The 14,035-nt window shown below is 35.7% G+C and carries 25 protein-coding genes; all 25 read left to right on the plus strand.

The genetic code is table 11. From position 1 onward, the window contains the following. The first annotated feature begins 161 nt into the window (after window positions 1-161). Window positions 162-545: a 30S ribosomal protein S12 gene (gene rpsL / locus OZP07_RS03770; RefSeq protein WP_281637352.1), complete on the plus strand. Its 384-nt coding sequence runs from the start codon at window positions 162-164 to the stop codon at window positions 543-545. Between the two features lie 53 nt (window positions 546-598). Further along, entirely contained in the window at window positions 599-1,075 is a 477-nt protein-coding gene (rpsG, locus tag OZP07_RS03775; protein ID WP_012022493.1) for a 30S ribosomal protein S7, read from the plus strand. An 11-nt stretch (window positions 1,076-1,086) separates the two neighbouring features. Further along, the gene (fusA, locus tag OZP07_RS03780; RefSeq protein WP_194639894.1) at window positions 1,087-3,243 is read left to right on the plus strand and encodes an elongation factor G; all 2,157 of its coding nucleotides are present in this window, start codon (window positions 1,087-1,089) and stop codon (window positions 3,241-3,243) included. Window positions 3,244-3,253: 10 nt separating this feature from the next. Continuing rightward, a complete protein-coding gene (gene rpsJ, locus OZP07_RS03785; RefSeq protein WP_007803605.1) occupies window positions 3,254-3,559 on the plus strand; it encodes a 30S ribosomal protein S10 in 306 nt (101 codons plus the stop codon). Between the two features lie 153 nt (window positions 3,560-3,712). Next, window positions 3,713-4,330: a 50S ribosomal protein L3 gene (gene rplC / locus OZP07_RS03790; RefSeq protein ID WP_194639896.1), complete on the plus strand. Its 618-nt coding sequence runs from the start codon at window positions 3,713-3,715 to the stop codon at window positions 4,328-4,330. Further along, on the plus strand, window positions 4,330-4,959 hold the full coding sequence (rplD, locus tag OZP07_RS03795) for a 50S ribosomal protein L4 (protein ID WP_194639898.1): 630 nt from the start codon (window positions 4,330-4,332) through the stop codon (window positions 4,957-4,959). Before rplC ends, rplD begins: the two co-directional genes overlap by 1 nt. Window positions 4,960-4,966: 7 nt before the next feature. After that, window positions 4,967-5,257, plus strand: coding sequence for a 50S ribosomal protein L23 (rplW, locus tag OZP07_RS03800; RefSeq protein WP_077377770.1), 291 nt, complete (start codon window positions 4,967-4,969; stop codon window positions 5,255-5,257). A gap of 6 nt (window positions 5,258-5,263) precedes the next feature. Next, the gene (rplB, locus tag OZP07_RS03805; protein WP_281637353.1) at window positions 5,264-6,088 is read left to right on the plus strand and encodes a 50S ribosomal protein L2; all 825 of its coding nucleotides are present in this window, start codon (window positions 5,264-5,266) and stop codon (window positions 6,086-6,088) included. A 7-nt stretch (window positions 6,089-6,095) separates the two neighbouring features. Further along, window positions 6,096-6,374, plus strand: coding sequence for a 30S ribosomal protein S19 (gene rpsS, locus OZP07_RS03810; protein WP_035637298.1), 279 nt, complete (start codon window positions 6,096-6,098; stop codon window positions 6,372-6,374). Between the two features lie 6 nt (window positions 6,375-6,380). Next, on the plus strand, window positions 6,381-6,794 hold the full coding sequence (gene rplV, locus OZP07_RS03815; RefSeq protein WP_024981512.1) for a 50S ribosomal protein L22: 414 nt from the start codon (window positions 6,381-6,383) through the stop codon (window positions 6,792-6,794). Between the two features lie 5 nt (window positions 6,795-6,799). Next, window positions 6,800-7,552, plus strand: coding sequence for a 30S ribosomal protein S3 (rpsC, locus tag OZP07_RS03820; RefSeq protein WP_194639902.1), 753 nt, complete (start codon window positions 6,800-6,802; stop codon window positions 7,550-7,552). A gap of 19 nt (window positions 7,553-7,571) precedes the next feature. Then, the gene (gene rplP, locus OZP07_RS03825; protein ID WP_017495016.1) at window positions 7,572-7,997 is read left to right on the plus strand and encodes a 50S ribosomal protein L16; all 426 of its coding nucleotides are present in this window, start codon (window positions 7,572-7,574) and stop codon (window positions 7,995-7,997) included. Between the two features lie 13 nt (window positions 7,998-8,010). After that, entirely contained in the window at window positions 8,011-8,202 is a 192-nt protein-coding gene (rpmC, locus tag OZP07_RS03830) for a 50S ribosomal protein L29 (protein ID WP_194639904.1), read from the plus strand. A 17-nt stretch (window positions 8,203-8,219) separates the two neighbouring features. After that, entirely contained in the window at window positions 8,220-8,480 is a 261-nt protein-coding gene (gene rpsQ, locus OZP07_RS03835; RefSeq protein WP_194639906.1) for a 30S ribosomal protein S17, read from the plus strand. A 2-nt stretch (window positions 8,481-8,482) separates the two neighbouring features. After that, a complete protein-coding gene (gene rplN / locus OZP07_RS03840) occupies window positions 8,483-8,851 on the plus strand; it encodes a 50S ribosomal protein L14 (RefSeq protein WP_007803649.1) in 369 nt (122 codons plus the stop codon). A gap of 11 nt (window positions 8,852-8,862) precedes the next feature. Continuing rightward, window positions 8,863-9,177, plus strand: a complete 315-nt coding sequence (rplX, locus tag OZP07_RS03845; protein WP_103804342.1) for a 50S ribosomal protein L24 — start codon at window positions 8,863-8,865, stop codon at window positions 9,175-9,177. Between the two features lie 2 nt (window positions 9,178-9,179). Next, window positions 9,180-9,731 carry a 50S ribosomal protein L5 gene (gene rplE, locus OZP07_RS03850; RefSeq protein ID WP_194639908.1) on the plus strand — a complete coding sequence of 184 codons (552 nt, stop codon included), beginning with the start codon at window positions 9,180-9,182 and terminating at the stop codon, window positions 9,729-9,731. Window positions 9,732-9,734: 3 nt separating this feature from the next. Then, window positions 9,735-10,004 carry a 30S ribosomal protein S14 gene (gene rpsN / locus OZP07_RS03855; protein ID WP_194639917.1) on the plus strand — a complete coding sequence of 90 codons (270 nt, stop codon included), beginning with the start codon at window positions 9,735-9,737 and terminating at the stop codon, window positions 10,002-10,004. 160 nt (window positions 10,005-10,164) lie between these two features. After that, window positions 10,165-10,563: a 30S ribosomal protein S8 gene (gene rpsH / locus OZP07_RS03860; RefSeq protein ID WP_194639919.1), complete on the plus strand. Its 399-nt coding sequence runs from the start codon at window positions 10,165-10,167 to the stop codon at window positions 10,561-10,563. Window positions 10,564-10,581: 18 nt separating this feature from the next. Then, window positions 10,582-11,124, plus strand: coding sequence for a 50S ribosomal protein L6 (gene rplF, locus OZP07_RS03865; protein WP_194639921.1), 543 nt, complete (start codon window positions 10,582-10,584; stop codon window positions 11,122-11,124). 11 nt (window positions 11,125-11,135) lie between these two features. Next, entirely contained in the window at window positions 11,136-11,486 is a 351-nt protein-coding gene (gene rplR, locus OZP07_RS03870; RefSeq protein ID WP_194639922.1) for a 50S ribosomal protein L18, read from the plus strand. Window positions 11,487-11,489: 3 nt separating this feature from the next. Beyond that, window positions 11,490-12,014, plus strand: coding sequence for a 30S ribosomal protein S5 (gene rpsE, locus OZP07_RS03875; protein WP_194640171.1), 525 nt, complete (start codon window positions 11,490-11,492; stop codon window positions 12,012-12,014). A 12-nt stretch (window positions 12,015-12,026) separates the two neighbouring features. Next, window positions 12,027-12,209 carry a 50S ribosomal protein L30 gene (gene rpmD, locus OZP07_RS03880; RefSeq protein ID WP_035637325.1) on the plus strand — a complete coding sequence of 61 codons (183 nt, stop codon included), beginning with the start codon at window positions 12,027-12,029 and terminating at the stop codon, window positions 12,207-12,209. Window positions 12,210-12,220: 11 nt separating this feature from the next. Beyond that, window positions 12,221-12,673: a 50S ribosomal protein L15 gene (gene rplO / locus OZP07_RS03885; RefSeq protein ID WP_194639924.1), complete on the plus strand. Its 453-nt coding sequence runs from the start codon at window positions 12,221-12,223 to the stop codon at window positions 12,671-12,673. 14 nt (window positions 12,674-12,687) lie between these two features. Then, window positions 12,688-14,034 carry a preprotein translocase subunit SecY gene (gene secY / locus OZP07_RS03890; protein WP_100843396.1) on the plus strand — a complete coding sequence of 449 codons (1,347 nt, stop codon included), beginning with the start codon at window positions 12,688-12,690 and terminating at the stop codon, window positions 14,032-14,034. Window position 14,035 lies beyond the last annotated feature (1 nt).

Below are 14,035 nucleotides of genomic sequence, written 5' to 3' on the forward strand. Positions count from 1 at the left end.
GTTTTTTGTTTTTTATATCGAGATGTATTTTATTAAAAGCCAAATGCTTACTTATTTCAAAAATAAACCAATTATGGTTTGTATAGTGGAAATTAATTTATACATTTGCAACCCCGTAAAAAGCGGGAATTTTATAAACAAGTAATTTTTAGTATTTAATTATGCCAACTATTCAACAATTAGTAAGAACAGGAAGAACTCAGATCACTAAGAAGAGTAAATCGGTTGCTTTAGATTCTTGTCCACAACGTCGTGGTGTTTGTACGCGTGTTTACACAACTACTCCAAAAAAACCAAACTCTGCAATGCGTAAAGTAGCGCGTGTACGTTTGACTAATGGAAATGAGGTAAATGCTTACATCCCAGGTGAAGGACATAATCTGCAGGAGCACTCGATAGTATTAGTGCGAGGCGGAAGAGTAAAAGATTTACCAGGAGTTAGGTATCACATTGTTCGTGGTGCACTTGACACATCAGGTGTAGCAGGAAGAACGCAGCGTCGTTCAAAATATGGTGCAAAACGTCCAAAAGAAACTAAAAAGTAAATCAACTCACGTAAAGATGCGATTTATCGTAACTGCGTAAAAAAACAAAAGACATGAGAAAAAGAGCGGCAAAGAAAAGACCACTTTTACCAGATCCAAGGTTTAATGACCAATTGGTAACACGTTTTGTAAATAACTTAATGTGGGATGGTAAGAAATCAACAGCTTTTAAAGTTTTTTATGATGCAATTGATATCATTGAAACTAAAAAGCAAAATGACGAAAAAACTTCATTAGAAATCTGGAAAGATGCTTTAACAAACGTTATGCCTCACGTAGAAGTACGTAGCCGTAGAGTTGGTGGAGCTACATTTCAAATTCCAATGCAGATCAGACCAGACAGAAAAATTTCTATGGCTATGAAATGGTTAATTCTTTATGCAAGAAGAAGAAACGAAAAATCTATGGCTCAGAGATTGGCTTCAGAGTGTTTAGCTGCGGCTAAAGAAGAAGGAGCAGCTGTTAAGAAAAGAATGGATACTCACAAAATGGCAGAAGCTAACAAAGCTTTCTCTCACTTTAGATTTTAATTCTTAAAGAAATGGCTAGAGATCTTAAATATACAAGAAACATAGGAATTGCGGCTCACATTGATGCTGGTAAAACAACAACAACTGAGCGTATATTATTCTATACTGGAAAATCACATAAAATTGGTGAAGTACACGATGGTGCTGCAACAATGGACTGGATGGCACAAGAGCAGGAAAGAGGTATTACTATTACTTCTGCTGCTACAACTTGTGAGTGGAATTTTCCAACTGAACAAGGTAAAGTTTTACCTGAAACATTGCCTTATCACTTTAACATTATCGATACTCCTGGTCACGTTGATTTTACCGTAGAGGTAAATCGTTCTTTGCGTGTATTGGATGGTTTGGTTTTCTTATTTAGTGCTGTTGATGGTGTTGAGCCTCAATCTGAAACTAACTGGAGATTAGCTGATCAATATCGTGTACCACGTATGGGGTTTGTTAATAAAATGGATAGACAAGGTTCTAACTTTTTGAATGTATGTCAGCAAGTTAGAGATATGTTGAAATCAAACGCTGTTGCGATCACTTTGCCAATTGGTGAAGAAAATGATTTCAAAGGTGTCGTTGATTTAGTTAAAAATCAAGCGATTGTATGGCATGATGCTACACAAGGAGCTACTTTTGATATTATCGATATCCCTGCGGATATGGTTAATGAAGTGAAGGAATACAGAGATATCCTTATCGAAGCGGTTGCTGATTATGATGAAAACTTGCTTGATAAATACATGGAAGATCCAGAGTCTATCACAGAAGATGAAATCAATAAAGCATTGAGAGCTGCAACTATGGATATGGCAATCATTCCTATGATTGCTGGTTCTTCTTTCAAAAACAAAGGGGTTCAATTCATGTTAGATGCAGTATGTAAATACTTGCCATCTCCAATGGATAAAGAAGGTATTACTGGGATTCACCCAGATGATGCTGAATTGCTTGAAGAAGATCAAACTACTATTTTGCGTAAACCAGATGTAAAAGAGCCTTTCGCTGCTTTGGCATTTAAGATTGCTACTGACCCATTCGTAGGTCGTTTGGCTTTCTTCCGTGCTTATTCAGGAAGACTTGATGCTGGTTCTTATGTGTTGAATACTCGTTCTGGTAACAAAGAGAGAATTTCCCGTATCTACCAAATGCACGCTAACAAACAAAATCCAATCGAATATATTGAGGCTGGAGATATTGGAGCTGCTGTTGGATTTAAAGATATTAAGACTGGAGATACATTGTGTGATGAAAAACACCCAATCATTCTTGAGTCTATGAAATTTCCTGCTCCGGTAATTGGTATTGCTATTGAGCCTAAAACTAAAGCTGACGTTGATAAAATGGGTATGGCTTTGGCTAAATTGGCTGAAGAGGATCCAACTTTTACAGTTAGAACTGATGAGGCTTCGGGACAAACTATTATCTCTGGTATGGGTGAGCTTCACTTAGATATCTTGGTTGATCGTATGAAACGTGAATTCAAGGTTGAAGTGAACCAAGGTGAGCCTCAAGTTGAGTACAAAGAAGCGTTTACTAAATCTGCTCAGCATAGAGAAACTTATAAAAAACAATCTGGAGGTCGTGGTAAATTCGGTGATATCGTATTTGTACTAGAGCCTGCTGATGAAGTTGATGGTAAAGTTCCTGTTGGGTTGCAGTTTATTAATTCAGTAAAAGGTGGTAACGTGCCAAAAGAATATATTCCTTCTGTAGAGAAAGGTTTCCGTGAAGCTATGAAAACTGGTCCTTTAGCAGGTTACCAAGTAGATAGTTTAAAGGTTACTTTATTGGATGGATCTTTCCACCCTGTGGATTCTGATGCGCTTTCTTTTGAATTAGCAGCTAGAATGGGTTATAGAGAAGTAGCAAAAGCTGCTGGAGCTGTAATTCTTGAGCCAATCATGAAAATGGAAGTTATTACGCCAGAAGAAAATATGGGGGATATCGTAGGAGATATTAACCGTCGTAGAGGTCAGGTGAATGACATGGGTGACAGAAATGGTGCAAAAACTATTAAAGCTGATGTTCCATTATCAGAAATGTTTGGATATGTTACTACATTAAGAACATTGTCTTCTGGTAGAGCAACATCTACTATGGAATTTTCACACTATGCAGAAACGCCTTCTAATATTTCAGAAGCAGTAATCAAAAAAGCAAAAGGAAACGCTTAATTTTAAGAAAATGAGTCAAAAAATCAGAATAAAACTAAAATCTTACGATCACATGTTGGTGGATAAGTCTGCTGAGAAGATTGTAAAAACAGTAAAAACTACTGGTGCTGTTGTAACTGGTCCAATTCCATTACCAACACACAAAAAACTTTTTACAGTATTGCGTTCTCCGCACGTAAACAAAAAAGCAAGAGAGCAATTTGAAGTAATGTCATATAAGAGATTAATTGATATTTATTCATCTTCTTCTAAAACTATTGATGCTTTAATGAAGCTTGAATTACCAAGCGGAGTTGAAGTTGAAATCAAAGTTTAAGTACTTTAAGAGTAAAAAGGAACGCTGTTTTTAGGTAAAAAATATTTTTTGGTTTGTGTGTAAATAAGTTATACATTTGCACCCACTTTAAAAATAGGATTTGCTTAAAAGCTGCGTTCTATATTTATATTTAATAATTAATAATTAATATTTATGTCTGGGTTAATTGGTAGAAAAATCGGCATGACTAGTATTTTCGATGAAAACGGGAAGAATATTCCTTGTACAGTAATTGAAGCTGGACCATGCGTTGTTACCCAAGTCAGAACCAAAGGTGTTGACGGGTACGAAGCGTTGCAACTTGGTTTCGATGACAAAAACGAGAAACATTCCACAAAAGCGGCTGTAGGTCACTTTAAAAAAGCTGGAACTGTTGCTAAGAAAAAAGTCGTTGAATTTCAAGATTTTGCAACTGAACAAAAATTAGGGGATCTTATTGAGGTTTCAATTTTTGAAGAAGGAGAATTTGTAGATGTACAGGGTGTGTCTAAAGGTAAAGGTTTTCAAGGGGTTGTTAAACGTCACGGATTTGGTGGTGTTGGACAAGCGACTCATGGTCAGCACAACCGTTTAAGAGCGCCAGGTTCTGTAGGAGCTTCTTCTTATCCATCTAGAGTATTCAAAGGAATGCGTATGGCTGGAAGAATGGGAGGAGATAATGTAAAAGTTCAAAATCTTAGAGTTTTAAAAGTAGTAGCTGAAAAGAATCTGCTTGTTGTTAAAGGATGTATTCCAGGAAGCAAAAACTCTTATGTAATCATTCAGAAGTAATGGAAGCAAAAGTATTAGATTTCAACGGAAAAGATACTGGAAGAAAAGTACAGCTTTCTGATTCAGTATTCGGTATAGAGCCAAATAATCACGCCGTATATCTTGATGTTAAGCAATATCTTGCTAATCAAAGACAAGGTACACACAAAGCTAAAGAAAGAGCTGAAGTGACTGGAAGTACGCGTAAAATAAAAAAACAAAAGGGAACGGGTACTGCTCGTGCGGGTAGTGTGAAGAATCCTTTGTTTAAAGGTGGTGGAACAGTTTTTGGACCAAGACCAAGAAGTTATTCATTTAAATTGAATAAAAGCTTGAAACGTTTGGCTAGAAAATCTGCTTTCTCAATTAAAGCAAAAGAATCAAACATTATTGTTCTTGAAGATTTCAATTTTGAAACGCCAAACACTAAGAGTTTTGTTAATGTTTTGAAAGCTTTAGAGTTAGAAAACAAAAAATCTTTGTTTGTGTTGGGTGATACGAATAAAAATGTATATTTGTCGTCACGAAATTTAAAAGCATCAAACGCTGTAAGTGCCAATGAATTAAGCACTTACGCTATTTTGAATGCTAATAATTTAGTGCTTTTGGAGAGTTCTTTGGAAGTAATTGAAGAAAATTTAAGTAAATAAATAGGATATGAGCATCATAATTAAACCTATAGTAACGGAAAAAGTAACCAAAGAAAGTGAAGTTTTAAACCGCTTCGGATTCGTTGTTGACAGAAAAGCAAACAAAGTACAAATTAAGAAAGCTGTTGAAGCTGCTTACGGTGTAAATGTTTTGAGTGTTAATACAATGAATGTGAGACCGGATAGAACTACCAAATACACTAAAAGTGGTTTAATCAGTGGAAAGACAAATGCAATTAAAAAAGCAATTGTGCAAGTACAAGAAGGAGAAACAATTGATTTTTACAACAATATCTAAGATAAAATGTCAGTAAGAAAATTAAAACCTATTACCGCAGGTCAGCGATTTAGAGTTGTGAATGGTTATGACGCCATTACAACTGATAAGCCGGAACGCTCTTTGATGGCGCCGATAAAAAACTCTGGAGGTAGAAATAGTCAAGGAAAGATGACCATGCGTTATACGGGTGGTGGTCACAAGCAGAGATATCGTATTATTGATTTCAAACGTACTAAAGAAGGAATTCCAGCTACAGTGAAATCTATTGAATACGATCCAAATCGTACTGCATTTATCGCTTTATTAGCTTATGCTGATGGAGAGAAAACATACATTATTGCACAAAATGGATTGAAAGTAGGTCAGAAAGTTGTTTCTGGACCAGAATCTCAGCCAGAAATTGGTAATACATTGCCTTTAAGCAGAATTCCTTTAGGAACTGTTATTTCTTGTATTGAATTGAGACCAGGTCAAGGAGCTGTAATTGCTCGTTCTGCTGGAACATTTGCTCAATTAATGGCAAGAGATGGAAAATATGCTACAATTAAAATGCCTTCAGGTGAAACAAGATTGATCTTGTTGACTTGTTCAGCTACAATTGGAGCGGTTTCTAATTCAGACCACCAATTAGTTGTATCTGGTAAAGCAGGTAGAACAAGATGGTTAGGAAGAAGACCTAGAACAAGACCTGTTGCAATGAACCCTGTTGATCACCCAATGGGTGGTGGTGAAGGACGTTCTTCTGGAGGTCATCCACGTTCAAGAAATGGAGTACCAGCTAAAGGTTATAGAACTCGTTCTCCGAAAAACCCGAGTAATAAGTATATCGTAGAACGTAGAAAGAAATAATTAAGATATGGCACGTTCATTAAAAAAAGGACCATTTGTTCATTATAAGTTAGACAAGAAAGTTGCAGAAAACATTGCAGGTGGAAATAAAGGAGTTGTTAAGACATGGTCTAGAGCTTCTATGATTACTCCTGACTTCGTTGGACAGACTATCGCAGTTCATAACGGTCGTCAATTTGTACCAGTTTACGTTACAGAAAACATGGTAGGTCACAAATTAGGAGAATTTTCACCAACTAGATCTTTTAGAGGTCATGCTGGAGCAAAAAATAAAGGTAAAAAATAAGAAGCAATGGGAGTTCGTAAAAGAGAAACAGCAGATGCGAGAAAAGAGGCTAATAAGTCTATTGCTTTCGCGAAATTGAATAACTGCCCTACTTCACCTAGAAAAATGCGCTTAGTAGCGGACTTGGTAAGAGGTCAGAAGGTAGAAAGAGCACTTAACATATTAAGATTCAGTTCTAAAGAAGCTTCAAGAAAATTAGAAAAACTATTATTATCTGCAATCAATAACTGGGAGCAGAAAAATAGCGAAGCTAGTCTTGAAGAAGCTGGTTTATTTGTTAAAGAAATCCGTGTTGACGGTGGAATGATGTTGAAAAGACTTCGTCCAGCGCCACAAGGTAGAGCACACAGAATAAGAAAACGTTCTAACCACGTTACAATCGTGTTAGGAGCTATCAATAACACACAAAGCAATTCTTAAGCAGCATGGGACAAAAGACAAATCCAATTGGAAATAGACTTGGTATCATCAGAGGATGGGACTCAAACTGGTATGGTGGAAATGATTACGGTGATAAATTAGCCGAAGATCAAAAAATCAGAAAGTATATCCATGCTCGTTTATCAAAAGCTAGTGTATCAAAAGTAATCATCGAGAGAACTTTGAAACTTGTAACCGTTACTATCACTACTGCAAGACCAGGTATCATTATCGGGAAAGGCGGACAAGAGGTAGACAAGTTGAAAGAAGAACTTAAGAAAATTACTGACAAAGAGGTTCAAATCAACATCTTTGAAATTAAAAGACCTGAACTTGACGCGTATCTAGTTGCTACAAGCATCTGTCGTCAAATCGAAAGCCGTATTTCTTACAGACGTGCAATCAAAATGGCTATTGCTGCTTCTATGCGTATGAACGCTGAAGGTATCAAAGTTTTGATTTCTGGTCGTTTGAATGGTGCTGAGATGGCTCGTTCAGAGGGTTTCAAAGAAGGTAGAATTCCTCTATCAACTTTCAGAGCTGATATTGATTATGCTTTGGCTGAAGCTCATACTACTTATGGTAGAATGGGTATCAAAGTATGGATCATGAAAGGTGAAGTTTACGGAAAGAGAGATCTTTCTCCGCTTGCCGGAATGGACAAAAAACAAGCTGGCGCTAAAGGTGGAGATGCTCCAAGAGGAGACAGAAAGCCTTTTAATAAAGGTGGAAAATCAGACGCTCGTAAAAGAAAGTAAATTTTTAAACTAAAGAAAAATGTTACAGCCTAAAAGAACAAAATACCGTAAGGTACAAAAAGGTAAAATGAAAGGGAATTCCCAAAGAGGACACGAACTTTCTAATGGAATGTTTGGTATTAAATCTGTACATGAAGATGGAATGTTCTTAACTTCTCGTCAAATCGAAGCAGCTCGTATTGCTGCTACTCGTTACATGAAAAGAGAAGGACAATTATGGATTAAAATATTTCCAGACAAACCTATCACTAAGAAACCTCTTGAGGTACGTATGGGTAAAGGTAAAGGTGCCGTTGAATATTGGGCTGCCGTTGTTAAACCCGGAAGAATTATGTTTGAAGTTGGAGGAGTTCCTTTGTCAGTTGCAAAAGAGGCTTTGCGCCTTGCAGCTCAAAAGCTTCCAGTAAAAACTAAGTTTGTTGTTGCTAGAGATTTCGAAGCATAATCTATATTATATTATGAAACAATCAGAAATAAAAAATCTTTCTATAGCTGAGTTGCAAAATGCACTTAGCCAAGCTAAGAAAGCACATGCTGACCTAAAATTAGCTCACGCTATCTCTCCAATTGAGAATCCGCTTCAAATTAGAAGTGCTAGAAGAACAGTTGCAAGATTAGCTACAGAGCTTACTAAAAAAGAATTACAATAATTGTATTCTGCTGAAAGATGGAAGAAAAAAGAAATTTAAGAAAAGAAAGAATTGGGGTTGTTACTTCAAACAAAATGGATAAATCCATTGTAGTTGCTCAGGTAACTAAAGTAAAACACCCATTATACGGTAAGTTCGTGTTGAAAACAAAGAAATTTGTTGCACATGACGAAACAAACGACTGTAACATTGGAGATACTGTAAGAATCAGCGAAACGCGTCCTTTAAGTAAAACAAAATGTTGGAGATTAGTTGAAATCCTAGAAAGAGCTAAATAATTATGGTACAACAAGAATCAAGACTAAAAGTAGCAGATAACACAGGAGCTAAAGAAGTTTTAACTATCCGTGTTTTAGGAGGTACCAAAAGAAGGTATGCCTCTGTTGGAGACAAGATTGTAGTATCAATTAAAGATGCAACACCAAACGGAAACGTTAAAAAAGGTGCTGTTTCAACTGCAGTTGTTGTACGTACCAAAAAAGAAGTGAGAAGAGCTGATGGTTCTTATATCCGTTTCGATGATAATGCATGTGTTCTTTTGAATGCTGCAGGGGAAATGAGAGGAACTCGTGTTTTTGGTCCGGTAGCAAGAGAACTTCGTGAAAAACAATTCATGAAAATTGTATCATTAGCACCAGAAGTGCTTTAATTCGTTTTAAGATGATAAAGCTAAAAATAAAATCAGGAGACATCGTAAGAGTTATTGCTGGTGACCATAAAGGTGCTGAAGGTAAAGTTTTACGCGTGTACAAAGAGAAAAACAAAGCAATTGTTGAAGGTGTAAACTTAGTTTCTAAACATACGAAACCAAGTGCAAAAAACCCTCAAGGTGGTATTGTAAAAAAAGAAGCTTCTATTCAAATATCAAATATTTCTCTAATTGATCCTAAAACTAAGGAAACAACAAGAGTAGGTATTAGAGTTGAAGGAGATAAGAAAGTAAGATTTTCAAAAAAATCTAATCAAGTACTATAGTAATGGCATATATACCTAGACTAAAAGAAGAATATAAGAGTAGAGTTATCTCTGCTCTTAAAGAAGAATTCGGTTACACAAACGTAATGCAGGTTCCAAAATTGGAGAAAATCGTTTTGAGTAAAGGAGTTGGTGCAGCAGTATCTGATAAAAAATTGATTGACTATGCAGTTGATGAGTTAACTAAGATTACTGGACAAAAAGCAGTATCTACTATTTCAAAGAAAGACGTTGCGTCTTTCAAATTGAGAAAAGGGATGCCTATTGGAGCAAAAGTTACTTTGCGAGGTGAAAGAATGTATGAGTTTTTAGATAGACTTATCACTTCTTCATTGCCGCGTGTTAGAGATTTCAGTGGTATTAAAGCAACTGGTTTTGATGGTAGAGGTAATTACAATTTAGGTGTTTTAGAGCAAATCATTTTCCCTGAAATTGATATTGACAAAGTAAATAAAATATCTGGAATGGACATTACTTTTGTTACTACTGCAAAAACAGATAAAGAAGCAAAGTCATTGTTGGCTGAACTAGGTTTACCTTTTAAAAAGAATTAAGATATGGCTAAAGAATCAATGAAAGCCCGTGAGGTGAAAAGAGAAAAAACGGTAGCAAAGTACGCTGAGAAAAGAAAAGCTTTATTGGAAGCTGGAGATTACGAAGCTTTACAGAAATTGCCGAAAAATGCTTCACCAGTTCGTTTGCACAATCGTTGCAAATTAACAGGAAGACCTAGAGGGTATATGCGTCAATTCGGAATTTCACGTGTAACTTTCCGTGAAATGGCTAATAATGGACTAATTCCAGGTGTTAAAAAAGCAAGCTGGTAATAAATATTATTTGCGATTTTGATATTTCAACAGATAGTTGTAAGTTTGCCGGATTTTTGTCGGTAAATTGACAACTATCTGTTGATTAATTAATGAGTTTAATGGTTTCAGGTTCTTCCGGATGGTCCGGTAAGAATACCAAAACCGCAATTTTATACATATGTATACAGATCCAATTGCAGATTATTTGACGCGAGTTCGAAATGCTGTGGCTGCAAACCACAAAGTTGTCGAAATTCCCGCTTCTAATCTTAAAAAAGAAATAACAAAGATCTTATTTGATCAAGGTTATATCTTAAGTTACAAGTTTGAAGAGAACACTGTTCAAGGTTCTATCAAAATTGCTTTGAAGTATGATAAAGATACTAAAGAGCCGGTTATCAAAGATATTCAAAGAATTAGTAAGCCAGGTTTACGTAAGTATGCAGGCGCTTCTAAATTGCCAAGAATCCTTAACGGATTGGGAATTGCTATTGTTTCAACTTCAAAAGGTCTAATGACTGGGAAACAAGCTAAGCAGTTAAATGTTGGTGGAGAAGTAATTTGTTACGTATACTAATTTTAAAGACTATATAAGATGTCAAGAATAGGTAAAAGCCCAGTAACAATACCAGCTGGAGTAACTGTTGAAGTTGCTGGCAGTATTATTACAGTAAAAGGAAAAAAAGGTCAACTATCACAGGGGTTTTCGGACGTAGCTGTTACAGTTGAAGGAGATCAAGTTTTAGTAGAAAGATCTTCTGATCATAAAGACCAAAGAGCGAAACACGGTTTGTATAGAGCTTTAATCAATAATATGGTTATAGGGGTAACAGAAGGTTTTACTAAGGAGTTAGAATTGGTTGGAGTAGGTTATAGAGCTTCAAATCAAGGACAAAAATTAGATTTAGCTCTTGGGTTCTCACACAATATTATTTTAGAAATAGCTCCTGAGGTATCTCTTGAGACAATATCTGAAAAAGGTAAAAATCCAATTGTAAAATTAACATCATTAGATAAACAGCTTTTAGGACAGGTTGCTGCGAAAATCAGAGGTTTCCGCAGACCAGAGCCATATAAAGGAAAAGGTGTTAAATTTGTAGGTGAAGTATTAAGAAGAAAAGCAGGTAAATCAGCTTAAAAAATAAGATTATGTCATTAACAAAACCTGAAAGAAGACAACGTATTAGATTCAGAATTAGAAAAACGATCAGTGGTACTGCTGCTAATCCAAGACTATCTGTTTTTAGAAGTAACAAAGAAATTTACGCTCAACTTATTGATGATGTAAACGGAGTTACTTTGTTAGCAGCTTCTTCAAGAGAAAAAGAAATAGGAAAAGGTACGAATATTGAAGTAGCTACTGCAGTTGGTAAACTAGTTGCTGAAAAAGCCTTAAAAGCTGGTATTGATGTGGTAACTTTCGATAGAGGAGGTTATTTATACCACGGTCGTATTAAATCATTAGCAGAAGGCGCAAGAGCTGCTGGACTTAAATTCTAATATATTATGTCTAAATACAAGAATATTGAGATAGTAAAACCAAGTGGTCTTGAATTAAAAGATCGTTTGGTGAGTGTTAATCGTGTTACTAAGGTTACAAAAGGAGGTAGAGCTTTTGGTTTTTCTGCTATTGTAGTTGTTGGTGATGAAAATGGAGTTGTAGGTCATGGATTAGGAAAATCTAAAGATGTTTCGGAAGCAATTGCGAAAGCTGTTGAAGATGCAAAGAAAAATCTAGTGAAAATTCCTTTGAGCGGGCAATCAGTTCCTCACGAACAAAAAGGTAAATTTGGTGGTGCACGTGTGTTCTTAATTCCTGCTTCTCATGGTACAGGAGTTATTGCTGGTGGAGCTGTTCGTTCGGTTCTTGAATCAGTTGGAATTCACGATGTATTGTCTAAGTCACAAGGATCTTCAAATCCTCACAACGTAGTGAAAGCAACTTTTGATGCTTTATTACAAATGAGAAGCGCTCATACTGTTGCAAAACAAAGAGGTGTTTCTTTAGAAAAAGTTTTTAAAGGTTAATTCAAGGAAATTATGGCTAAATTATTAGTAAAACAAGTTCGAAGCAAAATCAATTGCCCTCTTACTCAAAAAAGAGGTTTGGAAGCTTTAGGCCTACGTAAAATGGGACAAGTTGTAGAGCATGAGTCAAATCCTGCTATCCTTGGGATGATAAATAAAGTTAAACACTTAGTTTCTGTAGAAGAAGCTAAATAACAAATACTGTTATGAATTTAAGTAACTTACAACCTGCTGAGGGTTCTACACACAATCAAAATAAAAGATTAGGTAGAGGTGAAGGTTCTGGTAAAGGTGGTACCGCTGCACGTGGTCACAAAGGAGCAAAATCTCGTTCTGGTTATTCTAAAAAGATTGGTTTTGAAGGAGGTCAGATGCCACTTCAAAGACGTGTGCCTAAGTTTGGTTTCACTAACATCAACCGTAAAGAATACGAAGGTGTTAATCTTGATACTCTTCAATTATTGGTTGATAATGGAGTAATTACAGATACTGTTGATATGACAGTTTATGTAGCTAATCGTCTTGCTGCTAAAAATGAAATCGTAAAGATTTTAGGTAGAGGAGAATTGAAAGCAAAATTAAAAGTAACTGCTCACAAATTTACTGCTACTGCAAAAGCTGCTATTGAAGCTGCTGGTGGAGAGGCTGTAATCATGTAATTCCTGCAATTAAGATGAAGAAATTTATTGAATCAATAAGTAATGTTTGGAAAATAGAAGAACTAAAGAATAGAATTTTAATTACTTTAGGTCTGCTTTTAGTTTATCGTTTTGGTGCACACGTTACGTTACCGGGAATTGACGCAACTCAATTAACTGGTTTAGCGGGACAAACCAAAAATGGATTAGGATCTATTCTGGACATGTTTACCGGAGGTGCATTTTCTAAAGCGTCAGTTTTTGCTTTAGGGATTATGCCTTATATTTCTGCATCTATTGTTGTGCAACTTATGGGAATTGCGATTCCTTATTTGCAAAAACTACAAAGTGATGGAGAGAGCGGTAGAAAGAAAATCAATCAAATTACCCGTTGGTTAACTATAGTTATTACCTTAGTACAAGGACCAACTTATATCTACAATCTTTACAGAACTTTACCTAGTTCAGCTTTTATCTTAGGATTTAATTCATTTGAATTTTTATTTTCTTCAGTAGTTATCTTAGTTACGGGTACAATTTTTGCCATGTGGTTAGGAGAAAAAATTACTGATAAAGGTATCGGAAACGGTATTTCCCTTTTGATCATGGTTGGTATCTTAGCTAGGTTACCACAAGCTTTTATCCAAGAATTTACAACAAGAGTAACTAATAATAATGGAGGGCCAATGTTATTGGTTGTTGAAATCATTATTTGGTTACTTGTAATTATTTCTTGTGTACTGCTTGTGATGGCAGTTAGAAAAATTCCAGTACAGTATGCTCGTCGTACAACATCTGGTGATTTCGAACAAGATATGATGGGTGGTAACAGACAATGGATTCCTTTAAAGCTTAATGCATCTGGTGTAATGCCAATTATATTTGCACAAGCTATTATGTTTATTCCTGCTGCTGTTGCTGGTTTGTCTAAATCAGATGCTTCTCAATCTATTGTTGGTGCTTTTAGTAATATGTTCGGTTTTTGGTATAATTTCTTGTTTGCAACATTAATTGTTGTCTTCACTTTCTTTTATACTGCAATTACAGTTCCTACTAACAAGATGTCTGATGATTTGAAGAGAAGCGGCGGTTTTATACCAGGTATTAGACCAGGTGTTGAGACTTCTGATTATCTTGATAAAGTGATGTCTTTAATAACTTTTCCAGGATCTTTATTTCTTGCTTTGATAGCTGTGTTCCCAGCAATTGTTGTAAGTCTTATGGATGTTCAGCAATCTTGGGCTATGTTTTTTGGAGGGACTTCATTAATTATTATGGTTGGAGTTGCAATTGATACGATTCAACAGATTAATTCATACTTGTTGAATAAGCATTATGATGGTTTGATGAAAAGTGGTAAAAATAGAAAAGCGGTAGCTTAAC

Origin of the sequence: Flavobacterium marginilacus, assembly GCF_026870155.1 — a bacterium.
GTDB lineage: Bacteria > Bacteroidota > Bacteroidia > Flavobacteriales > Flavobacteriaceae > Flavobacterium > Flavobacterium marginilacus.